20 protein-coding genes and 1 riboswitch are annotated in these 24,072 nt (G+C 66.3%); of the genes, 8 read left to right on the top strand and 12 right to left on the bottom strand.

Annotated features, from left to right (window positions below; translation table 11 throughout):
• Positions 1-103: 103 nt before the first annotated feature.
• Positions 104-1,765: an outer membrane beta-barrel protein gene (locus tag RPB_RS23610; protein ID WP_041799029.1), complete on the top strand. Its 1,662-nt coding sequence runs from the start codon at positions 104-106 to the stop codon at positions 1,763-1,765.
• A 114-nt stretch (positions 1,766-1,879) separates the two neighbouring features.
• Positions 1,880-3,073 (top strand): ABC transporter substrate-binding protein, encoded by a 1,194-nt coding sequence (locus tag RPB_RS23605; protein WP_011443555.1) that lies wholly within the window; start codon positions 1,880-1,882, stop codon positions 3,071-3,073.
• A gap of 170 nt (positions 3,074-3,243) precedes the next feature.
• Here RPB_RS23605 and RPB_RS23600 read toward each other — a convergent pair whose 3' ends face one another.
• The 4 genes from RPB_RS23600 to RPB_RS23585 form a co-directional block, all read right to left on the bottom strand.
• Positions 3,244-3,636 (bottom strand): MAPEG family protein, encoded by a 393-nt coding sequence (locus RPB_RS23600; RefSeq protein ID WP_011443554.1) that lies wholly within the window; start codon positions 3,634-3,636, stop codon positions 3,244-3,246.
• A gap of 66 nt (positions 3,637-3,702) precedes the next feature.
• Entirely contained in the window at positions 3,703-4,791 is a 1,089-nt protein-coding gene (locus RPB_RS23595; protein WP_011443553.1) for a lipocalin-like domain-containing protein, read from the bottom strand.
• A complete protein-coding gene (locus RPB_RS23590) occupies positions 4,781-7,246 on the bottom strand; it encodes an ABC transporter permease (protein ID WP_011443552.1) in 2,466 nt (821 codons plus the stop codon). The genes RPB_RS23595 and RPB_RS23590 overlap by 11 nt, the downstream gene beginning before the upstream one ends.
• On the bottom strand, positions 7,243-7,896 hold the full coding sequence (locus tag RPB_RS23585) for an ABC transporter ATP-binding protein (RefSeq protein ID WP_041799028.1): 654 nt from the start codon (positions 7,894-7,896) through the stop codon (positions 7,243-7,245). The genes RPB_RS23590 and RPB_RS23585 overlap by 4 nt, the downstream gene beginning before the upstream one ends.
• Before the next feature lie 386 nt (positions 7,897-8,282).
• On the opposite strand from RPB_RS23585, the gene RPB_RS23580 reads away from it, so the two are divergent.
• Positions 8,283-9,509 carry an MFS transporter gene (locus RPB_RS23580; RefSeq protein WP_245258381.1) on the top strand — a complete coding sequence of 409 codons (1,227 nt, stop codon included), beginning with the start codon at positions 8,283-8,285 and terminating at the stop codon, positions 9,507-9,509.
• A gap of 269 nt (positions 9,510-9,778) precedes the next feature.
• On the opposite strand, the gene RPB_RS23575 is transcribed toward RPB_RS23580, so the two are convergent.
• The 4 genes from RPB_RS23575 to RPB_RS23565 form a co-directional block, all read right to left on the bottom strand.
• Entirely contained in the window at positions 9,779-10,999 is a 1,221-nt protein-coding gene (locus RPB_RS23575; protein WP_011443549.1) for an ABC transporter substrate-binding protein, read from the bottom strand.
• A 352-nt stretch (positions 11,000-11,351) separates the two neighbouring features.
• The gene (locus RPB_RS24780; protein WP_011443548.1) at positions 11,352-11,522 is read right to left on the bottom strand and encodes a hypothetical protein; all 171 of its coding nucleotides are present in this window, start codon (positions 11,520-11,522) and stop codon (positions 11,352-11,354) included.
• A 166-nt stretch (positions 11,523-11,688) separates the two neighbouring features.
• Positions 11,689-11,988, bottom strand: a complete 300-nt coding sequence (locus RPB_RS23570; RefSeq protein ID WP_011443547.1) for a hypothetical protein — start codon at positions 11,986-11,988, stop codon at positions 11,689-11,691.
• Between the two features lie 134 nt (positions 11,989-12,122).
• Positions 12,123-14,237 carry a TonB-dependent receptor gene (locus RPB_RS23565; protein ID WP_011443546.1) on the bottom strand — a complete coding sequence of 705 codons (2,115 nt, stop codon included), beginning with the start codon at positions 14,235-14,237 and terminating at the stop codon, positions 12,123-12,125.
• A gap of 109 nt (positions 14,238-14,346) precedes the next feature.
• Positions 14,347-14,549: riboswitch (cobalamin riboswitch) on the bottom strand.
• A 133-nt stretch (positions 14,550-14,682) separates the two neighbouring features.
• On the opposite strand from RPB_RS23565, the gene RPB_RS23560 reads away from it, so the two are divergent.
• From RPB_RS23560 to RPB_RS23550, 3 genes are all read left to right on the top strand, one after another.
• Complete coding sequence (locus RPB_RS23560; RefSeq protein ID WP_011443545.1) at positions 14,683-15,366, top strand: DUF938 domain-containing protein; 684 nt, start codon at positions 14,683-14,685, stop codon at positions 15,364-15,366.
• A gap of 117 nt (positions 15,367-15,483) precedes the next feature.
• On the top strand, positions 15,484-16,725 hold the full coding sequence (locus tag RPB_RS23555) for an MFS transporter (protein WP_011443544.1): 1,242 nt from the start codon (positions 15,484-15,486) through the stop codon (positions 16,723-16,725).
• Positions 16,726-16,819: 94 nt separating this feature from the next.
• On the top strand, positions 16,820-18,034 hold the full coding sequence (locus RPB_RS23550; RefSeq protein WP_011443543.1) for an MFS transporter: 1,215 nt from the start codon (positions 16,820-16,822) through the stop codon (positions 18,032-18,034).
• A 174-nt stretch (positions 18,035-18,208) separates the two neighbouring features.
• On the opposite strand, the gene RPB_RS23545 is transcribed toward RPB_RS23550, so the two are convergent.
• Together RPB_RS23545 and RPB_RS23540 are read right to left on the bottom strand one after the other, a co-directional pair.
• A complete protein-coding gene (locus tag RPB_RS23545) occupies positions 18,209-18,712 on the bottom strand; it encodes a VOC family protein (protein WP_011443542.1) in 504 nt (167 codons plus the stop codon).
• A gap of 109 nt (positions 18,713-18,821) precedes the next feature.
• The gene (locus RPB_RS23540; protein WP_011443541.1) at positions 18,822-19,367 is read right to left on the bottom strand and encodes a carboxymuconolactone decarboxylase family protein; all 546 of its coding nucleotides are present in this window, start codon (positions 19,365-19,367) and stop codon (positions 18,822-18,824) included.
• Positions 19,368-19,519: 152 nt separating this feature from the next.
• On the opposite strand from RPB_RS23540, the gene RPB_RS23535 reads away from it, so the two are divergent.
• Positions 19,520-20,713: an acyl-CoA dehydrogenase family protein gene (locus tag RPB_RS23535; RefSeq protein WP_011443540.1), complete on the top strand. Its 1,194-nt coding sequence runs from the start codon at positions 19,520-19,522 to the stop codon at positions 20,711-20,713.
• 167 nt (positions 20,714-20,880) lie between these two features.
• Positions 20,881-22,020 (top strand): acyl-CoA dehydrogenase family protein, encoded by a 1,140-nt coding sequence (locus RPB_RS23530; protein WP_011443539.1) that lies wholly within the window; start codon positions 20,881-20,883, stop codon positions 22,018-22,020.
• A 362-nt stretch (positions 22,021-22,382) separates the two neighbouring features.
• Here RPB_RS23530 and RPB_RS23525 read toward each other — a convergent pair whose 3' ends face one another.
• Positions 22,383-23,408, bottom strand: a complete 1,026-nt coding sequence (locus RPB_RS23525; protein ID WP_011443538.1) for an amino acid ABC transporter substrate-binding protein — start codon at positions 23,406-23,408, stop codon at positions 22,383-22,385.
• A 53-nt stretch (positions 23,409-23,461) separates the two neighbouring features.
• Complete coding sequence (locus tag RPB_RS23520; RefSeq protein ID WP_011443537.1) at positions 23,462-24,067, bottom strand: L,D-transpeptidase; 606 nt, start codon at positions 24,065-24,067, stop codon at positions 23,462-23,464.
• Positions 24,068-24,072: the final 5 nt, after the last annotated feature.

Genomic DNA, 24,072 nt, shown 5'->3' with positions numbered 1-24,072 from the left:
AAACAGGGTTACCGGATTTTTAATCCCTGGGTTGCACACTGGCCGGCATCTGACGCCGACCAGTTGTGTGAACCCCATGCGTCTTTTCGCTTCGACCACGGCCATGCTGATACTGGCCGCCACAACCGCAGCCGCCGCCGATCTGCCGCGGTTGCCTTTGTCCCCGGCCGCGCCAGTGCAGTGGAGCTGGACCGGCCTGTATTGGGGCGCGCATCTCGGCGGCAGCTTCGGGCAGACCAGCTTCAGCGATCCCGCCGGTCCCGGCCTCTATGGCGGCCAGGTCCGCAGCCCGGCGGCGCTTGCCGGCATTCAGCTCGGCTACAATTATCAACCCAACAGGAACTGGCTGATCGGTGTCGAGGCCGATGTCAGCGCGATGAACGGCAACGGCACGCAGAGCTGCCTGGTCTCCTCCGGCCTGTTCATCTCGGCGAACTGCCGCGTCCGCCAGGACGCACTGGCCACGCTCACGGGCCGCGCCGGCTTCGTGACCGGCCCCGGCGGCCGAACGTTGCTCTACGCCAAAGCCGGCGCCGCCTTTCTCAGTGAACGGCTCGACATCACCATCGGCAATCCGATCGGATCGTCGACCGAGAGCACTGACGGCCGCTGGGGCTGGACCGCGGGCGCCGGCATCGAGCGGGCGCTGGCGCCGGCCTGGTCCGTCAAGTTCGAATACGACTACGCGAATTTCGGCAGCCGCGACATGGCGACGCCGTCGAGCTACCGGCTGGTGCCGGGCGTCGACTATTTCGCCACGCCGCAGGGCGTCAGCAAGGTCAGCCAGGACCTGCACGCCGTGAAGGTCGGCCTCAATCTCAAATTCGGCGGCGACGTCGACGCCCGCTTCGACGACTATCATCTGCGCGGCACGCAGGCGGCGGACGATCGTGTCGAGCGCGGCGCGGTCGAGGTCGGCGGCCGGGTCTGGTACTCTTCGGGCCGGTTCCAGAAAGACCTCGGCGCGACCGTCAATCAGGGCCAGCAGAACATCCTGATCTCGCGGCTGACCTATCAGAGCACGGCGGCGTCGGGCGAAATGTTCGGCCGCGTCGACGGACCCTACGACACCTTCCTCAAGGGCTTCGCCGGCGGCGGTACGCTCGTGAGCGGCAACATGCATGACGAGGACTGGATCGCCAATGACGGCATCCCGTATTCGAACACGCTGCACGACCCGGTGAAGGGCAGCATCGCCTATGCGACGCTCGACGTCGGCTACAATCTGCTGCGCGGGTCGGACTACAAATTCGGCGGCTTCGTCGGCTACAACTACTATCGCGAGAACAAATCGGCCTATGGCTGCGTGCAGACCGCCGGCGCGACCGCGTCCCAGATCTGCGGCTCGCCGATCTCGAATGCCGTTCTCGCCATGACCGAAAACGACACCTGGCATTCGCTGCGGGTCGGCTTCAACGGCGAGCTCGGACTCGGCCGCGGATCGAAACTCTCCGCCGACGCGGCCTATCTGCCCTATGTGAAGATGTTCGGAACCGACAATCACGTGATGCGCACCGACGTCACCGACACCGTCTCGCCGGAACAGGGAACCGGGCAGGGCGTGCAGCTCGAGGCGATCCTGTCGTATCAGGTCACGAACGCCTTCAGCGTCGGCGCCGGCGCGCGCTACTGGGCGATGTGGGCGACCACCAACGCCTACACCAACATCTTCGGCTCGGAGTGTCCCTGCCAGACCCTGCCGACGCGTACCGAACGCTACGGAACCTTCCTGCAGGCGGCCTACAAGTTCGATGCGCCGCGATAGCGACGATGCGGGGCGGCACGTAGTCCTGTCACAAAATCCCAAGAAAAATACACTGGGCAGTCGTCGGCTTCTTGAATAGTGTGCCGCCAACCAAGAAATTCCGGGAGGTCCACGATGAACGTCAAGCTGTTGTCCGCCGCGCTGGCGACCAGCGCCCTGTTCGCCATTGCTCCGGCGTCGGCGCAGGGCGTCAAGATCGGCATCCTCAACGATCAGTCCGGCGTCTATGCCGATTACGGCGGCAAGTGGTCGCTCGAAGCCGCCAAGATGGCGGTGGAGGATTTCGGCGGCGAGGTGCTCGGCCAGAAGATCGAGATCGTTTCGGCCGACCATCAGAACAAGCCCGACACGGCGGTTGCGATCGCGCGGAAGTGGTACGACGTCGACGGCGTCGACATGATCACCGAGCTGACCACCTCGTCGGTGGCGCTGGCGATCCAGGACCTGTCGAGGGAAAAGAAGAAGATCGACATTGTGGTCGGCGCCGCGACCTCGCGCATCACCGGCGACGCCTGCCAGCCTTACGGCTTCCATTGGGCCTATGATACGCACGCGCTCGCGGTCGGCACCGGCGGCGCGCTGGTGAAGGCGGGCGGTGATTCCTGGTTCTTCCTCACCGCGGACTACGCCTTTGGATATGCGTTGGAAAAGGACACCAGCGAAGTCGTCAAGGCGAACGGCGGCAAGGTGCTCGGCTCGGTCCGGCATCCGCTGAATTCGTCGGACTTCTCCTCGTTCCTGCTGCAGGCGCAGAGCTCGAAGGCGAAGATCATCGGCCTTGCCAATGCCGGCCTCGACACCGCCAATTCGATCAAGCAGGCCTCCGAATTCGGCATCGTCGCCGGCGGCCAGAAACTCGCCGGGCTGCTGCTCACGCTCGCCGAGGTGCACGGCCTCGGTCTCAAGGCGGCGCAGGGGCTGGTGCTGACCGAGGCGTATTACTGGGACCGCGACGACAAGTCCCGCGAGTTCGCCGAGCGCTTCTTCAAGCGGACCAGCCGGATGCCGAACATGATCCAGGCCGGCACCTATTCGGCGACGCTGTCCTATCTCAAGGCGGTGAAGGCCGCCGGCACCAAGGACACCGAAGCGGTGGCGGCGAAGCTCAAGAAGCTCCCGGTCGACGACGCCTTCGCCAAGGGCAAGGTGCTGGCCAACGGCCGCTTCGTCCACGATCTGTATCTGTTCGAGGTGAAGAAGCCGGAAGAGTCCAAGAAGCCGTGGGACTATTACAAGCTGATCTCGACGGTCGAGGGCTACATGGCGTTTCCGAGTGCCGCCGAGAGCGGCTGCCCGTTGACCAGGTAAGTCACCCGCCGCGTGCCGAGGCCGGCGTTCCGTGAGGCGCCGGCCTTCATGCGTGTGAACGGCGTCCAGCGGGAGCCGTCATTGCGAGGAGCGAAGCGACGAAGCAATCCAATGCAGCACATGCGGCCTCTGGATTGCTTCGCTTCGCTCGCAATGACGTGCAGAGGTTTTTACTTCCCCAGCATCTGATGCACGACGCCGTAGACCGCGCCGCCCCACAAGGCCGCGGCGGCGACCATCTGCACCGCGAAACCGGCGCCGCGCTTCGGCGCCGCATCCGCATAGCCGATCATGTACATCACCCGGCCGATGATCCAGACGCCGCCGATCGCGGCGGCGAAGGCGTCGCTGAGATAATACGCGAACAGCCACAGCGACGGCAGGAAGATCGGCATCCATTCCAGCGTGTTGGCCTGCACCCGGAAGACGCGTTCGAAATCGGGATGGCCGGAGATCGCCGGCGCCTTGACGCCGTAGAGCATTCGCGCGCGGGCGACGTTCACCGAAGTGTAGAAATAGAACATCAACGCCAGCAGGGTCGCGATCGTGGTGTAGTGAAACATCCCAGGGCTCCCAACGATATGATTCATTCTGTCCGGCTGAAGCCGCCGGTTGCCGCCAGCTTGAACTCAATAGCCGGTCATCTCAAGATATCCGTTGCCGCTCTGGCTACCGCTGAACGAAATCGGCCCCTCCCAATAGGGAAAGCTGGTGCCCATCCAGGCGTTCGGGTTGAGCGGTGCGGTCTCGATCGCAAGACCGCGCACCGGCACACGGACACGCCAGGATGTCGGCAGTTTGCGGCCGGCGGTGTCGGTGAAGCCGATCGGATCGAGCACGATGGCGTCCGGCGCGAGCTGTTCGGACCGCCCGTCGAGCCCGATCCAGTTGCCGGCGAAATAGGCGTTGCCGTCGCTCTGGCGCAGCCGGAACAGCATCACTTTCTCGCCGGAGGCGAGATGCAGCGAGAACCAGTCCCAGCCGGTCTGGTCCGACGCCAGCGGCTGGCTGGAGAATTCGCGGTCCATCCAGGCGGTGCCGCTGACCTCGATCGGCCGGCCGTCCAACGTCAGCGTCCCGCGCGCGGCGAAATAGGGCTGACTGTAATAATACGAGGCCTGCCCGCGCTCGGATTTGCGCGAATAGCCGGCGTCGCCCTGCAGCACCAGCGGCCGCTCGGCGGTGAGGCGCAGCCGGTAGCCGAAATCCGCACCGGTCGCGGTGACGTCGAGCGGCGACAGCGTCGCCGCGTCCATCGCGTCGCCGCCGGTCATCTGCCAGTCGTCGATGAAGGCGCGAAACGGCGCGGCGGACACGCCGGCCTGACCGATGCCGCCGCGGGAAAATTTCTCGGCGAAGCGATGCGTCTCGGCGCTGGAGAGCGCCGCATGCGCCATCCAGACCTGCTGATTGGCCCAGCCTTCGCGCTGCGGTCCCGGCGTCATCGCCTGCCGGAACAGCGTCCACTGCACGCCGTAGGGCTTGCCGTCCGCGCCCTGCAGATTCGCCGTCAGGTACCACCATTCGATGCGGAAATCCGGGTGGGCGCCGTGGTCGGCCGGGAAGCTCAGCACCCGTCCGGGAACGACGGGGGCGAATTCGCCGGCCTCGCTGCCGAGCCCCGCGAAGCCTTGCGCGAGCGCGCGCGATCCGCCGAGGCTGAGCGCGAGCAGGCCGCCGGCGACCGCACGGCGTGAGATCGGGTGGCTAGCGCTCATCGGCGAACACCTTCACCAGTTGCGCCGGCTGCATCCGCAGCAGCTTGAGGATCGGCAGCGCCGCCGCGATCAGCGATGCCAGCAGCGCGACGCCGAGCAGTTTCAGAAGCTCCCATGGAAACACCTCGAACGGCAGCCGCCAGCCGAACGCCTTGACGTTGACCACCGCGATCAGACACCACGCCACCAGCAGGCCGAGCGGCAGCGCCAGCAGCGCGGTCAGCGCCGCCATCGACAGCGTCTTCATCAATTCAATGAAGGCGAGTCGTCGGCGGGTGATGCCGATCGCCCACAACGGCGCGACCTGCGGCAGCCGCGAATTGCCGAGCGTCAGGAGACTCGTCAGCAGCGCCACGCCGGCGATGCCGAGCGTGAAAGCGTTGAGCGCCGCGGTGACCGCGAAGGTGCGGTTGAAGATCCGCTTCGATTCGGTTTTCAGCGTCGCCTGATCGGCGAGGCTGCGATTGTCGAGCTTGAACGTCGCGCGCAGATCGTCGACCAGCGCCGGCACGCGGGAAGGATCGACCCGCAGCCCGAACCGGGTCTGCGCCACCTCCGGAAAGCGCGCGATCAGCGCCCCATAGGCGACGCCGATCTGGCCGCGCGGATTGCCGTAATCGGCGTAGATCGCCGCGACGGTGAGCGGCCACGGGCCGTTGCCGGTCGGCACCGCGATGCGATCGCCGAGGCTGAGCTTCATCCGCCGTGACAATTGCTCGCTGATCAGCGCAGCGTCGCCGCGCGCGACCGCGTCCCAGACATCGCGGCTCTGTTCGAGCAACGGCCAGTGGTCGCGATAGGTCGGATCATCCGCAAAGCCGATGATCTCGGCCGGCCAGCCGTCGAGCTTCACCTCGGCGCGGGCGCCGGGCAGCAGCGCGGTGACTTCGGGGCGCTGCTTCACCCACGCCTTGATCTCGGTCGCCTGCGCATCATTGGCGGCGTTGAGATAGACTTCGGCCGTCAGCCGTCCGTCGAGCCAGCGCACGAAGGTGCGGCTGAAGCTCTCCACCATGGTGCCGACGCCGATATTGACGCCGAGCGCCAGCAGCAGCGCCATCAAAGCGAGCGATAGGCCGGAGAGCTGCAGCCGGTTGTCGGCCCAGAACCATTTGATCAGCGGACGCCGCGCGCCGCGTTCGCCGAGCGCGAGTATCAGGCCGAGCACGGCGGGCAGACCGAGCGCTGCGCCGAGCAGGATGGCGGCGAGCACCGCAAAGCCGGAGACCAGCGAATCGCCGAACCACAGCAAGCCGGCCGCGGCGGCGAACACCAGAACCGCGACGCTGCCCTGGATCAGCAGCCAGCGCTGCTGCGCCTGTTGCCAGGCGAACGCCTGCGCGGCGGCGAGCACCGGCATTCGCGCCGCCTTGATCAGGCTCGCGGCGGCGGCCGCCAGCGCGCCGAGGATGCTGATGGCGATGCCGGCCAGCCACCATTGCGGCCGCAGCGACAATTCGCCGGGAATCTGCGCGCCATACAGACCGCGGAGACTCGCGGCGACGTCGGGCAGCAGCGTCGCGGCGATCAGATAGCCGCAGACCAGCCCGATCAGTCCGGCGACCAGCGCGATCAGCGTCAGCTCGATCACCATCACGCTGTTGAGCATCCGCGCGGACGCGCCGCAGGCGCGCAGCGTCCGCAGCATCGGCCGCCGCTGTTCGAAGGCGAGCCCGATCGCCGAATTGACGATGAACAGCCCGACCAGGAACGACAGCAGGCCGAACGCCGTGAGGTTGAGATGGAAGCTGTCTGTGAGACGTTCGAGGTCGGTCTCGGTGTCGGGCTCGACCCGCTTGAGCTTGTCGCCGACGACGTCTTGCAGCGGCGTTCGCGAAGCCACGACCTTGCTGCCGATCAGGAGGCGCGACACCTGATCGGGCAGTCCGAGCAGCTTCTGCGCGATGCCGATGTCGACCACCAGCACGCCGGGTGCGACTTCGGCTTGCGGCTTCAGCGGCGGCAACTGGCCGCCATTGCTGATATACGGCGTGGCACCGTCGGCGAGCTTCAACGCGCCGAGCGTGTCGGGCGACAGCAGCGTCTGGCCGGGCGGCAGAATGAAGCCCTGCAGATTGGCGGTGCCGATCGCCGGCGCGGCGCTGGCTTCGACCGGCATCGACAGCGGCTCGATCCCGAGCAGCCGCAGGGTGCGTCCGCCGACCCGGACTTGGCCTTCGATCACCGGCGAGACCTGCCAGCCGGCGCGGCGCAGCTCGACGAACAAAGCTTGCGGAAAATGCTCGGCGTCCGGCGCGACCAGCGTCGCGGTGCGGGCGCCGCCGAGCGTCGCCGCGGCACGGTCGTAGCTGGTGCGCGCCTGCGCGTTCAGCGCCTGCACGCCGCTCCACAGCGCGGTCGCCGAGATCAGTCCGATCAGCAAAGTGGCGAGTTGCAGCGGATGGCGACGCCAATGGCTCAGCAGCACTGCGAGGATCCACAGCGCGCGCCTCAATGGATCAGCCCCGCATGCAGATTGACCCTGCGGTCGAGCATGGCGGCGAGCCGTTCGCTGTGCGTCACCATCAGAAAGCCGCAGCCGGTGCGGCGCACCAGATCTCGGGCGAGCGCCAGCACGTCGTCGGCGGTGGCCTCGTCGAGATTGCCGGTCGGCTCGTCGGCGAGCAGCAGGACGGGCTTCACCGCCAGCGCGCGGCCGATCGCGACGCGCTGCTGCTGGCCGCCGGAGAGTTGCTCCGGATAGCGCTTCTGCAGCGCGCCGAGGCCGAGCCGCTCGATCAGTTCGGCGTGCCATTGCGCGTCGTGGCGACCCGCCAGCCGCGACTGGAACGACAGATTGTCGGCGACGGTCAGGCTCGGGATCAGATTGAACTGCTGAAACACCAGGCCGAGCCGTTCGCGGCGGAAGGCGGCGCGTGCGGCGTCGGCGAGCCGCGAGATCGTCAGATCGCCGTAGACGATCTCGCCGCCATCGGGCTGGTCGAGTCCGGCGATCAGATGCAGCAGCGTGCTCTTGCCACTCCCGGATTCGCCAGTCAGCGCCACGCTTTCACCCGCAGCCAACGCGAAATCGACGCCGCGCAGCACGGCGACGCTGTCCTGTCCCGAACGATAGGATTTGGTCAAGCCGGAAACGGTCAACATCAGCCGATGATCCGGCCGGCTCGACACGTCAGTGCGCATGGTTGCATGGGCTGCGCAGCGTCTTCGTCCTGTGCGCTGCAAAACGCGCGGCGCTATGCGTCGTCGAACCGGTCATCATGATGTCCCAATGAACTACATCCGGCCGATATGGTGACCGCGCCTGCACGACTCAATAACCGGACGCAGGCTTGTTCGCACTGCACGCGGCTCAAAGCATCGCCCATGCGACATTCTGACGAATGCGTGATTGCATTCCCGCCCGATCGGCGGCAGCATCGCAACAGGTTCGCAATAAGAACCGGCAATGACGTCATCGGGAGGCCGCCTTGGACGGGCATTCCACGCCGAAGGGCGCCTGGAGGATCACCTTCCTCCTGTTCCTGTTCATGGTGGTCAACTTCGCCGACAAGATCGTCGTCGGCCTCGCCGGCGTGCCGATCACCCAAGAGCTCGGTCTCACACCCGAACAGTTCGGCCTGCTCGGCTCGTCGTTTTTCTTCCTGTTCTCGATCACGGCGGTCGTCGTCGGCTTCGTCGTCAACCGGGTCGACACCCGTTGGGTGCTGTTGGTGCTGGCCCTGATCTGGGCGGTGGCGCAGTTTCCGATGGTCGGCACCGTCAGCTTCACCACGCTCTTGATCTGCCGCATCATCCTCGGCGCCGGCGAAGGCCCGGCCTTCGCGGTCGCGGCGCATGCGATCTACAAATGGTTTCCCGACCACAAGCGGACGCTGCCCACCGCGATCCTGTCGCAGGGCTCGGCGTTCGGCGTGATCCTGGCGGTACCGGCGCTGAACTGGATCATCGTCAACCATTCCTGGCACTACGCGTTCGGCGCGCTCGGCATTGTCGGGCTGATGTGGGCGGCGGCGTGGCTCGCGCTCGGCAAGGAAGGCCCGCTGGTGCCGACCGCGGCGATGGCGGCGGCGGAGACTCGGATCCCCTATGCGCGGCTGCTGACCTCGCGCACCTTCATCGGCTGCGTCGCGGCGACGTTCGGTGCGTATTGGGCGCTGTCGCTGGGACTGACCTGGTTCACCACCTACATCATCAGCGGGCTCGGCTTCAGCCAGCACCAGGCCGGCCTGATCTCGATCACGCCCTGGGTGTTCGGCGCCGCCGTCGTGATGCTGACCGGCTGGCTGTCGCAGTTGCTGATGGGGCGCGGCGCGTCGAGCCGGCTGGCCCGCGGCGTGCTCGGCGCGGCCCCGCTGGTGCTCGGCGGACTGATCCTGCTGACGATGCCGTTGATCGACAATCCGACCGGGCGGATCGCCGCGCTGGTGATCGGCTCGGGGTTGTGCGGATCGATCTACGTGGTGTGCCCGCCGATGATCGCCGAGTTCGCCCCGGTGTCGCAGCGCGGCGCCGCGATCGCGATCTACGGTGCGCTGTACACGCTCGCCGGCATCGTGGCGCCGCTGGTGATGGGCAGCGTCGTCCAGCACGCCGCGTCGCTGAACGAGGGCTATCTCACCGGCTACGTGATCAACGGCGCGGTGATGATCGTCTCCGGCCTGCTCGGCCTGCTGCTGCTGTGGCCGAACACCGAGCGCGCGAGGCTGCTGAGCAGCTCGGACGTCGCGCCTGTCGGCCTTCGCAAGCCGGCGTGAATTCTCTTCCGTCATGGCCGGGTGTTCGTCCCGCCTGCACGGCCGAAGCCGCGTCGGAACGGCGAAGGCCGGGTATCGAGCCTCGCACCAGCGGCCTGCCGCATCGACCTGCACATCGTCATCCTGAGGTGTCCGACGCGTCGCGCTCATGCGCGGCGCGTCGGACCTCGAAGGATGAGCCGCGAGGTCCGTCTCGCATCCTTCGAGGCGCGCAAGGGCGCGCACCTCAGGATGACGTCCGTTCGTCGGCTCGTTAGTTCGTCGCCACCTTACTGGCTGGTCGCGTCGGTGTTGAACACTTCGCCTTCAGGCACCCAGCTCTTGCCGTCGAAACGGGCGATCTGCATCTGGGTGTAGGGCGCGTAGCGGTCCGGCCGCGTCGAGATCTTGACGCCCGGCAGTAGCAGCGGAGCAACCGTCGGCTTGATGTTGGTCGCCTGCTTGAGCAGGTTGTCGCGGGTGAGATTGTCGCCGCAGGCTTCGAGCGTCTTCGCCGTCATATAGGCCGAGATGTAGCCGATCACCACGCTGCCGTCGGCGATGTCGCCTTTCGGAAACCACTTGGCCAGGAATTCCTTGAATTCCTTGACGTCGGCATCGTTCTCGAACCGCGGGTCGGTCGGCGTCTTCATGGCGAGCGCGGTGAGCAACCCGGTCGAGGCTTCGCTGCCGGCGGGTTCGAGCACGCCCTTGATCGAGCTGGCGACGCTGACGACGAAGTTGAGCGGCTTCCAGTTCAGTTCGTGGACCTTGCGGATCGCTTGGGCGCCAAATTTCGGCGTCGCCATCGTGAACAGCGTGTCGGCGCCCGACGCCTTCAGCGCGACGATCTGCGAGTCGACGGTCGGATCGGTGACCTCGTAGGTGACCTCCTTGACGATCATCGTCTTGGCCTTGTCGCCGAGCCCTTCCTTCAGGCCCTTGACGTAGTCCTTGCCGGCGTCGTCGTTCTGCGAGAACACGCCGAGCTTGGCGTCGGGCTTGTTCTTGAGCAGGTACTTCGCGAAAATCATGCCTTCCATCTGATAGGGAGGATAGAGCTGCGTGGTCCACGGGAAGGTCTTCGGATCATCCCATTTTGCCGCCCCCGTGGAGATGAAGATCTGCGGCACCTTTTTGCCGTTGAGATATTTCTGAGTCGCGGAATTGGTCGGCGTGCCGACGGTGCCGACGATCGCCAGCACCTCGTCCTGCTCGACCAGCTTGCGGGTCTGCTCCACCGTCTTCGGCGGCGAATAGGCGTCGTCGAGGCTGATCAGGTTGATCTTGCGGCCGTTGACGCCGCCCTTCGCGTTGATCATCGCGTAGTAGGCGTTCTGGACATGGCCCTGCACGCCATATGCCGAAGCCGGGCCGCTGTAGGGCATGGTCTGCCCGATCTTGATTTCGGTGTCGGTGACGCCGGGGCCGTATTGCTTCTGGGCGAAGGCAGGCTGGGTTGCGGCGAGCGCAAATAGTCCGGCTGCAAGCAGCGCGTTGCGGGTGGACATGGCATTTCCTCTTCTCGTTGAAAGCCGCACTCTGCGGTGCGGGCTGGCACGTCGATCGTCCGGATTGTCGAGTCGTTGGCCGACGATCGGTCCGACGCTGTCACGAGCGACACGCGGATTCAAACGAATTGGACGCCGCCGCGCGCCACGCGCGGTCCCGCAACTGCGTAGATTTCATGCGGCGGGATTCGTGGCGCGGGCTGTTCGTCCAATCGCAACAAGACGCGCCCCGAGCGGACGTCGTCCATTCGCGGGACGCATGGCGGCGATCCCGTGACGATCGGCAGATCCGCTCGCGCGCAGCAAAATCGCTGCGTCGTCGCGCGGACTCCGGAAACGGCCCTCGTCAGACTCAGAGGTCGCGCTGCTCGTCGTCGCGATCGCGCTCCGGCGCGGCGATGTCGCCGGTGTCGTAGACGTCGTCGACCGGCAACCGGACCGGCGCCGCCTTGTCGGACGCATCGCCGGCCTTGTCCTTGCCGCCGTCGCCGTCCTTCTTCTTTTTTCGCCAGCCGCCCATCATGTCCGATCTCGTCGAAGCCGGATGGAACGCGCCGCGACGCGTTCCGGTTCCGGTCTGTCAGCTCCACAGCCGCCAGCCAACGGCGGCAGTCTAGTCGAGGATCAGGCGGGGGTTTGCAGCATTTTGCGCAAACCAGCCCGTCGCAACGCGCCGGGCCGAGATTGCGTCAGGTCCGGCGGCCGCCGCTCTGCTGCTCGGCCAGCCATTCGGACAGCGGCCGCGGCTTGTCGTCGGCCTTCCGGCTCGTGGTTCGTGCGGCGGCGGTCTTGCCGCCAGCGGCGCTGCGCTTGGCCTTGGCCGGCGCGCTGCGCTGCGGTTCGGCGGCCTCGCGGGCCAGTCGCAGCGCGCGCAGCCGGGCCATGTTGTCGCGCGCCGCCTTGGCCGCGGCTTCGCGCTCGGCCAGTGCGTTGGCGGTCTCCTGTGCGCCGGCGCGTGCGGCGGTGCGGGAATTGTCGTCGTTCGTCATTCGTCCAGTCGTTGATTGTCTTGGAATGGAAAGGTCGTGGATTGGGAAGGGCGGGGTGTAGCACGAAAAAGGCCCCGGAACAGCCTTTGCTGCCGGGGCCTGTCATGCACGATGTGATGAAGCGTGATGTCGTGTCAGAACGTCACGCCGGCCTTGACGAGATAGGTTCGTCCCGGCAGCGGATAGGCGCCGTAGCGTCCCGGCGTGAAACTGCTCGCCACCGCGTAATCGTAATATTGCGAGTTGAACAGATTGATCACGCTGGCCGACCAGAAGAAATGCTCGTAGGCGCCGCTCAGCTTGACATCGACCGTGCCGTTCGCCGGGATCTTGGTCTGCAGGTTGTTCTCGTCGCTGTCCATATAGCGGCTGCTCCAGTAGCGGGCGGTCGCATCGAACACGACGTATTTCTGCCAGACGTTCCAGGTCACGCCGGCATTCGCCGTATAGCGCGACACCAGCGGCACGTCGTTGCCGGAGAACGGGCCCTCGCGAAACGTCGCGCGGGTATAGGCGCCGCCGCCGCGCAGCAGCAGCGTATCGCTGACGCGGAACGAGGCGCTGGTCTCGCCGCCATAGCGCCGGGTCGGGTCGAGATTGGTGTTGTAGAAATTGACCGGGTCGTAATGAAGCTCGTTGTTGAGATTCATGTTGTAGGCGCTGGTCTGCATCTCGAACGGCCCCGATTTGACGCGGAAGCCGGCTTCGAAATCGACCGAGGTCTGGGTCTTCAGCGCGAAGTTGCCCGGAATCGGATTGAAGAACGCGTCGTAGGACGGTCCCGACGAGACCCGCTCGTCGACATTCGGGGTGCGGAACGCGCGCGCGGCGCGGGCGAACACGCTGAACACGTCGTTGAAGCGATGGTCGAGGCCGATATGCAGCGCGTGCTGGGTTTCGGTGCTGCTCAGCGGCAGCGCCTGCGCTTCGCCGAAATAGCCCGGCGCCAGCGGGTTCAGCCGATCGCTGGCCTCGACTTTGACGCTCTGCAGCCGGCCGCCATAGGACAGGTCGGTGGTCGGCAGGATGCCGACGGTCTGCTGCCAATAGCCGGCCAGCGTCTTCTGCGACAGGTTGTAGACGTGCACCGGCGGCGTGCTGCGATACTGGCCGCGGTCGGAATCATAGGTCGCGTCGTAATAGTCGAGACCGGTCAGGATTTTCGACGGCAGGCCGAACATCGCATGGGTGATGCTCAGCCGCGGCGTGATCGACCAGGTCTGCAGATGTGCGTCGAACCAGCTCGCGCTGAAGCTCGACAGCGGCACATTGCCGAAATAGCCGGCCTGCTGCCGCTTGTCGCGGACGCCGCCGTCGACGATCAATTCGGCGCCGTCCCACAGCGATTTGGTGAAGCCGGCGGTGATGTTGGCGCCCTGCTTGTCGCCGAAATCGAACGGCGTGTTGGTGCCGCGGCGATCGGTCTGGAGCTGGTTGACGCCGATCGAGGGATCCACGATCCGGGAACCGGGCAGGCCGAGATGCTGATTGTCGCCGGAGACGTTGACGAAGGCGCTGAGATCCGGCGTGGCATAGCGCAGCTCGCCGATCGCGTTGTTCTGTTCCAGCGCGTTGTTGGCGCGATAGCCGTTGGAGCGCACGCCGTTGGCGAACACCGAGGTCGACCACGGCCCGGAATTGTACGCCGCGGAAATCGATGCCAGCCGCTGGTTGAACGAGCCGAAGCCGCCTTCGGCCCGGAACGTCGCGGGCGGTCCGCCGGCGCCGGTCTTGGTGACGATATTGATGACGCCGCCGACCGCATTGTCGCCGTACAGCACCGCGCCGCTGCTGCCGCGGGTGATCTCGATGCGCTCGATCGATTGCAGCGGGATGCTCGACAGGTCGACGCCCTGCAGATCGAGGTCGTTGAGGCGGCGGCCGTTGACCAGGAACAGTGTGTTCGAGGTCGCGGTGGCGCCGAAGCCGCGCAGATCGATCGACGAGCCGGTGCCGTTGACGCCGCCATACAGCGTCCTGGTCTGCACGCCGGGCGTCTGCGCGATGATCTCCTGCACGGTCTGCGCCGGCGAATGCGCGATGTCGTCGGCGGTGATCACCGTGCTCGAAGTGCCGACGATGCCCTCGTAGCTGCGGGTCGCGGTGACGTTGATGGCGGGCAGCGTATTGTCCTGCGCCGACGCCGGCGCGACGCTCGCGAACAGACTGGACGCCAGAATGGTGGATGTCAGCAGCGCGCGGCAGCGCGCGGAATGATGCCGGCAATCGGCATCGGAACGAGACGGCATGGATGAACCTCGGTCGACGTTTGTGGCACGTCACAGCGAACGAGGTTTCATCGACATGCCTGCGCATCCGATGAAGCCAATGCCTGCAATTCCCGACCGGCACTCTCGCGTGTGACCACGGATGACGGCAGGTCTCCTGGCTCGCGGGGTTACCTTCCGTCGCCTTCCCAGGACCGAGTTTCCCAGTGGCATTCCGACGAAAGTCGAACCGCTTACAGTTGCGGGAACAGCTGCGGAGTTGGGTTTCCGAAGGCACCCGCACCGCATTCCCTTTTGATCCTCCGGAGAGGAACCGTCGCCTACAACTAAAAGTGTCAGAATGCGCAAAGTCAATTCGCCCTTGGCGGCGTTGCGGGCCGGCTTGGTTTGTCGCCGCCGCTTTGTTTCGCTATGTGGCTTGGAAGTGACAACGCGGCTTGCGTCAGATCAACGAGGAGCGGGGCGGATGGCTGACTATGTGGTCGAGTTCGGCAAGGACGGTCGGCCGGTCGAGCCCGACGGCCGGCTCGACGCCGCCGCCTTTCATCGCAACCAGCAGGCGATCTGCGAGGTGCTGGGCCGGCTGCTGCACGGAACAACGGGCGACGTGCTCGAGGCCGGCAGCGGCACCGGCCAGCACGTCATCGCATTCGCCCGCGCGCATCCCGGGATCGTCTGGTGGCCGAGCGATTGTCATCCGCAGCATCTGATCAGCATTGCCGCCTGGCGCGCTTACGCGGGGCTCGACAATGTGCGGCCGCCGCTGCGGATCGATCTGTCCGATCCGGCCTGGTGCGCGGAGATGACCGACGGGCGCGGTCCGGGGCCGCTGGCGGCGGTGTTTTGCGCGAATGTCGTGCACATCGCGCCGTGGCCGGTCGCGGAGGGGCTGTTCGCCGGCGCCGCGCGCACGCTGCGGCCGGACGGGCGCTTGATCCTGTATGGGCCGTTCAAGCGCGACGGCCACCATACCGCGATCAGCAATGCGGTGTTCGACACCAGCCTGCGCGCTGCCAATGCCGAATGGGGCGTGCGCGACGTCGACGAATTGCAGCAGCTCGCGGCAGGGGGCGGCCTGTCTCTGGCCGAAATCGTCGAGATGCCGGCCAACAATCTCATCCTGTGCTTCTCCCGAAGCGGCGAAACCTGAATGCTTCGCATAGGTTAGGTCCGGCCGCGGCAGTTGATCGCGGGCCGCTGCGGCCTATGATGCGGCGCGATCCTGCGGCCCGGCCGCACACGAACCGGGTGAAGGGCGAAACGACCAATGGTTGACGCGACCGCGATCGATGGATTCGCTGACGATGCGCGCGCACGCTCGAACGTGATGCGGCTGGCGGCGGCGCAGGCGCTGACCGGCGCCAATGCGGCGGTGATCTTCGCCACCGGCTCGATCATCGGCGCGCAGCTCGCGCCCAGCGTGGCGCTCGCGACCGTGCCGATCTCGATGTATGTGGTCGGCCTCGCCGCCGGCACGCTGCCGACCGGCGCGATCGCGCGGCGCTATGGCCGCCGCGTCTCCTTCATGATCGGCGCCGGCTGCGGCGCGTTCACCGGCCTGCTCGGCGCGCTGGCGATCCTGTACGGCTCGTTCGAGCTGTTCTGCGTGGCCACCTTTCTCGGCGGGCTGTACGGCGCGGTGTCGCAATCCTATCGCTTCGCCGCCGCCGACGGCGCCAGCGTCGCGTATCGCCCCAAGGCGGTATCCTGGGTGATGGCCGGCGGCGTGTTCGCCGGCGTGCTCGGTCCGCAGCTGGTGCAGTGGACCATGGACATTTGGCAGCCTTATCTGTTCGCCTTCAGCTATCTGGTGCAAGCCGCGGTCGCGCTGGTCGCGATGGCGGTGCTGTGGAGCGTCGACGCGCCGAAGCCGCAGCCCGCCGATTTCGCCGGCGGCCGGCCGCTGCTCGAAATCGTGCGGCAGCCGCGCTTCATCGCCGCGGCGATGTGCGGCGCGATCGCCTATCCGATGATGAATCTGGTGATGACGTCGGCGCCGCTCGCGATGCAGATGTGCGGGCTGCCGATCAGCGATTCCAATTTCGGCCTGCAATGGCACATCGTCGCGATGTATGCGCCGAGCTTCTTCACCGGCTCGCTGATCGCGAAATTCGGCGCGCCGCGCGTGGTCGCGCTCGGGCTGGCGCTGGAAGCTGCAGGCGCGTCGATCGGCCTGATGGGGATCACCGCCCCGCATTTCTGGGCGACGCTGTTCGTGATCGGGGTAGGCTGGAATTTCGCCTTCGTCGGCGCTTCGGCGCTGGTGCTGGAGACCCACCAGCCGAGCGAAAAGAACAAGGTGCAGGCGTTCAACGATTTCGTGGTGTTCGGCATGATGGCGCTGGGCTCGTTCGGGTCCGGGCAATTGCTGGCGAATTACGGCTGGGCGACCGTCAACCTGACGGTGTTTCCGCCGGTTCTGCTCGGCCTCGTCGTGCTCGCGATCACCGGCTGGTCGCGAAAACGGGTGGCGGCGGCCGCAGCCGCCGTGCCAGAACGCGGCATCTGATCGCGACGAAGAACAACAAGACGATCCGGCCGTCCGAGCCGGACGCAGGGGAGACGCCGATGCCGTCGCGTGCGACGAAGGCCGGTCGCCGCGGATGGTGAACCTTCCGCTGCGCGACGAGAGTTCGATTCGCTATGAAGGCTGGCGGATCGTCGCGATGTGTTTTGCGGTCGCGACCTTCGGCTGGGCGCTCGGCTTCTACGGCCAGAGCGTCTATCTCGCCGAGCTGACGCGGCTGCACGGCTGGCCGTCGTCGCTGATCGCGACCGCGACGACGTTCTTCTATCTCGGCGGCGCGCTGCTGGTCGCCTTCGTCGGCGACGTCATCCGCGTGATCGGGCCGCGCGCCTGTCTGCTCGGCGGCATCGCCGCGATGGCGCTCGGCACCGCGCTGCTCGGCCGGATCGATGCGGTCTGGCAGCTCTACGCCGTCTATGTGCTGCTCGCGGTCGGTTGGGCCGGCACCAGCCTCGGCGCCATCACCAGCACGCTCGGGCTGTGGTTCGACCGGCGCCGCGGCATGGCGATCAGCCTGGCGCTGAACGGCGCCAGCTTCGGCGGCATCGCCGGCGTGCCGTTGCTGGTCGCGGCGATCGGACATTTCGGATTTGCCGACGCGACGCTGGCGGCGGCGATCGCCGGGGTATTGCTGATGCCGGTCGTCGCGATCGTCGTCGGCCGCCCGCCGCTGCGCATCGCGGAGCATCCCGCCGGGCCGGGTGCGGTGCAGGCGCTGTCGTCGGGCGCGATCCGCCGCGATGCGTTCCGCGACATTGCGTTCCTCACCGTCACCATCGCGTTCGCGCTGGTGCTGTTCGCGCAGGTCGGCTTCATCGTGCACTTGATCGCCTATCTCGACCCGTTGATCGGCCGCGAGCGCGCCGCAGCCGCGGTGGCGCTGCTGACCACGATGGCGGTGGTCGGCCGCGTCTCGTTGTCGACCGTGATCGACCGGCTCGACCAGCGGCTGGTGTCGGCGATCTCGTTCCTGAGCCAGGCGGTGGCGCTGGCGATCGTGATCCTGTCGCGCGACGGCACGCTGCTATTGATCGCCTGTGCGCTGTTCGGCTTCTCGGTCGGCAATCTGATCACGTTGCCGGCGCTGATCGTGCAGCGCGAATTCCCGGCCGCCTCGTTCGGCGTCCTGATCAGCCTCGTCACCGCGATCAATCAGGTGACCTATGCGTTCGGCCCCGGCGTGATCGGCCTCGTCCGCGACCTCTCCGGCAGTTACACGCTACCGTTCGCCGGCTGCATCGTGCTGCAACTGATCGCCGCGGCGCTGGTGATGATGCGGGGACGAAGCTGAAACCGTTGTGTTCGTCATTCCGGGGCGCTCACGAAGTGAGCGAACCCGGAATCCATATCCCCTGGACTCGCGGTCTCGCACGGCACGGGCCACGTGCCTCACCGCCGAACGCGGTGGTTATGGATTCCGGGTTCGCGCTGCGCGCGCCCCGGAATGACAGCGAGGGGGGCCGTGCTACGCCACGCGCGTTCGCAGCAGGTCGTCGAGGTCGAGCCGCCGCGTGAACATCGACAGCGCGCCGTCGGCGCTGCGCGGCCACTCCGCCTCAGGGCGGTCGCGATACAATTCGACGCCGTTGTCGTCGGGATCGCGCAGATACAGCGCCTCGCTGACGCCGTGGTCGCTGGCGCCGTCGAGCGCGATGCCCGCTTGCAGCACGCGATGCAGCGCATCCGCCAGCGCTGCGCGGGTCGGGTACAGGATCGCGGTGTGATACAGCCCCGTCGATCCGGGCGGCGGCGGCGAGCCGCCTTTGCTCTCCCAGGTGTTCAGCCCGATATGGTGGTGATAACCGCCCGCGGAGATGAAGGCCGCCTGATCGCCCAACCGCTGCATCAGCTGAAAGCCGAGCACGCCGCAATAGAAGCCGAGCGCGCGCTCGAGGTCGGCGACTTTCAGATGGACATGACCGATCCTTGTGCCGGACGGGATGGGTGTCGCTGCTTCAGCAGCTTGCATGGCGCGGCTCCTTGACGGACGTCATCGCCGGGCTCGACCCGGCGATCCATCCGATATGAGAAGGATGGATGCGCGGGTCAAGCCCGCGCATGACGTTCGTACTTGTTGCTTACGCCAGTTCCGACACCTCGCCATCGGGCAGCGGGAATTCGTAGGCGTTCAGCGTCATCGACACCATGGTGTAGTAGCCGCACAGGCCGATGATCTCGACCAGGCCGCGCTCGCCTAGCAGTTGCGTCGCTTCGTCGTAAAGTGGCTGCGACAATCCCTTGGCTTCATGGAGCGATTTGGCGACATCGTAGATCACGCGCGCTTTCGGATCGTCGAAACGCGGCGTTCGCCGATCCCTGATGGCCTCGATGATCGCAGGATCGAGCCCGCCGTCGAGCGCCATTGTCTTGTGCGCGTACCATTCGAAATGCGCGGTCCAATGTCGTGCGGTGACGAGGATCGCCAGTTCCGACAGCGCCGGCGGAAACGACGTGTCGTAGCGCAGGACGGCGCCGAGCCTGGTCGCGTGCCGCGCCATGTCGGGGCTCGCCAGCCACGCCATCATCGGAGGCGGCGGGCTGCCACGCTTGCTGGCGACCGACTCGTCATAGATCGCCCGCTGATCGGGATTCATTTCGCCAGGCGAAAGAAGTGTCAGCCGCATGCTCGCTTCCTCTCGTTGCTCGTCGACCACTAGCATATCGACCGCGACAGGTGGGCTGCGATCCAGATGTTGAATTTCGCCCCGCGCGGGCTAAGGTCGCGGCCAACAAGAGCAACAGATCGCGCTTGCGATCGCCGGATGGAAACACGCCGATGCCAGACGCACAGAATCTCGATCAATTCCGCCGCGACACCCGCGCCTGGCTGGAGGCCAATTGCCCGGCCGAGATGCGCACGCCGATGCAGGGCGACGAGGACAATTTCTGGGGCGGGCGCAACGCCAAATTCGCGTCCGACGCGCAGAAGGTCTGGTTCGAGCGGATGCGCGACAAGGGCTGGACCGTGCCGGACTGGCCGACCCAATATGGTGGCGGCGGGCTCGATCCCGCGCAAGCCAAGGTGCTGCGCGAAGAGATGGCGGCGATCGGCGCGCGTTCGCCGCTGTCGAGCTTCGGCATCTGGATGCTCGGGCCGGCGCTGCTGAAATACGGCAACGAACAGCAGAAGGCGGAGCATCTGCCGAAAATTGCGCGCGGCGAAATTCGCTGGTGCCAGGGCTATTCCGAGCCGAACGCCGGCTCCGACCTCGCCTCGCTGCAGACCCGCGCCGTGCCCGACGGCGACGACTTCATCATCAACGGTTCGAAGATCTGGACCTCTTACGCCAACTACGCCGACTGGATCTTCTGCCTGGTGCGGACCGATGCCAGCGCCAAGAAGCACGACGGCATCAGCTTCATCCTGTTCGACATGGCCTCGCCCGGCGTGACGACCAAGCCGATCCTGCTGATCTCCGGCAAGTCGCCGTTCTGCGAGACCTTCTTCGACAACGTCCGAGTACCGCAATCGCACGTGGTCGGCACTGTCAACCGTGGCTGGGATGTGGCGAAGTATCTGCTGCAGCACGAGCGCGCGATGATCTCCGGCATGGGCGGCCGCGACGGCGGTCGGCCGCTCGGCCAGGTCGCGGCGGATTCGCTGGGCACCGACGATCAAGGCCGGCTCGACGATCCGATGCTGCGCGGCCAGATCGCTGCGTTCGATGTCGACGAGGCGGCGCTGGCCTGCGCGGCCGAGCGCGCGGTCGATCTGGCCAAGGCCGGTCAATTGCACCCGGCATTCTCGTCGGCGATGAAGTACTACGGCACCGAGCTGAACAAGCGCCGCCACGAGATCCTGATGTCGGCCGGCGGCATCGACGCGCTGGAGTGGGAAAGCGAGCGCAGCCACGACGGCGCCCGCGCCCGCGCCTGGCTGCGTACCAAGGCGAACTCGATCGAGGGCGGCACCAGCGAAGTGATGCTCGGCATCGTCGCCAAGCGCATCCTCGATCTGCCGGGGGCGTAAGTACACCTCTCCACGTCGTTCCGGGGCGCGAGCGCCGCTCGCGAACCCGGAATCCATCACCACCGCAGGGAGTATGGATTCCGGGTCTGAGCCCCGAGGGGCGCATCCCGGAATGACGAACTCTAAAGTTTTGTATCTCATCTGATATCTGATCGGGACTTATCACCATGGCACTCGTCCTCACCGAAGAACAAACCATGCTGCGCGATTCGGCGCGCGGGCTGATCGGCGACAAGGCTCCGATCGCGCATTTGCGCAAGCTGCGCGACGAACGCGACGCCACCGGTTTCTCCCGCGAGCTGTGGAAGAGCTTCACCGAGATGGGCTTCGCCGGCCTCCTGGTGCCGGAAGAGTTCGGCGGCTCCGGGCTCGGCTGCGTCGAGGCCGGCGTGGTGATGGAGGAGATCGGCCGCAATCTGACGCCGTCGCCGTTTCTGTCGACCGCGGTGCTCGCGGCCTCGGCGCTCGCCCGCGGCGGTTCTGACGCGCAGAAGAAGGCTTACTTGCCGAAGATCGCCGACGGCTCGCTGATCGCGGCGCTGGCGGTCGACGAAGGCGCCAAGCATCGGCCGACGAAGATCGCCCTGCAGGCGACCCGCGCCGGCAACGGCTTCAAACTGAAGGGTGCCAAGGCGCTGGTGGTCGATGGCCACGTCGCCGATCTGTTGATCGTCGCTGCGCGCAGCGCTGGCAATCCGGGCGATGTCGATGGGCTGACGCTGTTCCTGGTCGATCCCAAGGCGAAGGGCGTCTCGATCGAGCGCACCGTGATGGTCGATGCCCACAATGCGGCGCGGATCAGCTTGGATAATGTCGAGGTCGATACCGATCATGTGCTCGGCGAGGTCGATCGCGGCGGCGCGCTGCTCGAAGGCGTGCTGAACGTGGGCCGCGCCGCGGTCGCGGCCGAAATGCTCGGCGTCGCCGACGAGGCGTTCGGCCGCACCGTCGCCTACCTGAAAGAGCGCAAGCAGTTCGGCAAATTGATCGGCGAATTCCAGGCGCTGCAGCACCGCGCCGCGCATCTCTACACCGAGATCGAGATCGTCCGCGCCGCCGTGCTGAAGGCGCTGCAGGCGATCGACACCGATCCGGAGAATGCCGGTTTCGCCGTCTCGGTCGCCAAGGCCAAGGCGGGCACGGTGGCGACGCTCGCGGTGCAGGAGGGCGTGCAGATGCACGGCGGCATGGGCATGACCGACCAGTTCGACGTCGGCCTGTTCATGAAGCGCGCGCGTGTGCTGCAGGAGCTGTTCGGCGACGCGAATTACCACGCCGAGGCGCTGGCGGCGTGGAAGAAGTATTGAGGGCATTTCTGGTTTTCGTCGCCCTTCGAGGCGCGCAAGCGCGCGCACCTCAGGGTGACGGAAACCATCGCGATCGCTTCATCACCACACGCCCATCACCACACGCACGCCGCCGCACGCACATCACCACGCGAACGCCGCCGCACGCACAACGTCATCCTGAGGTGCGCGCCGTCTTCGGCGCGCCTCGAAGGATGGGCCACACAGCCGTCATCCCCGCCCGCCGTCGTCATCCCCGCGCATGCGGGGATCCAGTATCCCGGAGCGCTCGTTGCTGATCGCCGGAGCTCTGCAATACTGGGTCGCCCGCCTGCGCGGGCGATGACGACTGAATGTGCGGCAGCGCTTCGAAATGCGATCGCCTACCTGATCGGCGGCGCGTATTGGATGCCGCCGGCGCTCCAGAGCTGGTTCAGGCCACGCGGGATGCCGAGCTTGCCGACATTACGGTCGTAGACCTCGCCGTAATTGCCGACGTGGCGGATGATCCGCGCCGCCCAGTCCTTGCTGAGGCCGAGCTCCTCGCCATAGGCGCCCTCGGTGCCGACCAGCCGCATCACGTCCGGCTTCTTCGACTTCAGCGCCTCGTCGATATTCGCCGAGGTGACGCCGAGTTCCTCGGCGTTGATCATCGCGTAGAGCGACCATTTCACGATCATCATCCATTCGTCGTCGCGCTGGCGGACCACCGGCGCCAGCGGCTCCTTGGAGATCAGGTCCGGCAGGATGACGTGATCGCCCGGTTTGGCGAGCGTCTGGCGCAGCGCATAGAGCTGCGAGGCGTCGGCGGAGAAGGTGTCGCATTGTCCGCTGTTGTAGGCGGCGACCACCTCGTCGAGCTTGGGGAACTTGACCTCCTGATACTTCATGTTGTTGGCGCGGAAGTAGTCGGCAAGGTTGAGCAAAGTGGTGGTGCCGGCCTGGACGCAGACCTTGCTGCCGTCGAGTTCGAGCGCGGTCTCGATCTTGCGCGACGACGGCACCATGAAGCCCTCGCCGTCGTAATAGGCGACCGCCGGGAAGTACAATTCGTAGCCGGCCTCGCGCGACATGCTCCAGGTCGAATTGCGCGACAGGATGTCGACCTTGCGGCTCTGCAATTCCTTGAAGCGCTCGTTGGCGTCGAGCGGCACGAATTTCACCTTGTTCGGATCGTTGAAGATCGCCGCCGCCACCGCGCGGCAGAAATCGACGTCGAAACCGGTCCAGTTGCCTTTTTCGTCCGGCGTCGAGAAGCCCGGCAGGCCCTTGTTGACGCCGCACAGCACGGCGTCGCGGCGGATCGTGCGCTTCAGCGTCTTGGTGTCGTAGCGCTCGTAGGTGACGGCGGCGGCGGCGACCACGGCGGCGACGCCGAGGCCGATCAGCAGGCCCTTGCGGAATGACATCGAGAACGTCTTTCTGATTCAGATGACAATGAGAAACGGAGCGGGCGGGGCCGTCACAGCTCGGGGCGCTGCCGCACCACGACCTTGGTGCCGACCGGGACGCGTTCGTAGAGGTCGGCGACGTCGGCGTTGACCAGGCGGAAGCAGCCCGACGAGATCGCGGTGCCGATCGTGTCGGGGCGGTTGGTGCCGTGGATGCGATAGATGGTCGAGCCGAGATACATCGCGCGGGCGCCGAGCGGATTGCCCGGCCCGCCGGCCATGAAGCGCGGCAGATAAGGCTGGCGCTGGATCATTTCAGGCGGCGGCACCCAATCCGGCCATTCCGCCTTGCGCGAGATCTTCAGCAGGCCCTGCCACTGGAAGCCTTCGCGGCCCACGCCGATTCCGTACCGCAGCGCTCGATTGTTGCCCTGGACCAGGTAGAGATAGCGCTCGGCGGTCTGCACCACGATCGTGCCCGCCGGCTCGCTGGTGCGGAAGAACACCATCTGCTTGCGCAATTCCGGCGGCAGCTCGTAGTCGTCATTGGCGATCAGCCCGGGCTCGTCGCCGACGTCGGGTTGCTGCGCATGGCCCGGCGCGGCGAGCAGCAGCAAGGACATGGCCATGGACATCGCCATGGCGAGCCGGCCCAGCAGACGTGACATTCCGATCATCGATA

Source organism: Rhodopseudomonas palustris HaA2 (assembly GCF_000013365.1).
In the GTDB taxonomy this organism is placed as follows: Bacteria; Pseudomonadota; Alphaproteobacteria; order Rhizobiales; family Xanthobacteraceae; genus Rhodopseudomonas; species Rhodopseudomonas palustris_J.
This window is presented reverse-complemented; position numbering and strand designations above follow the sequence as displayed.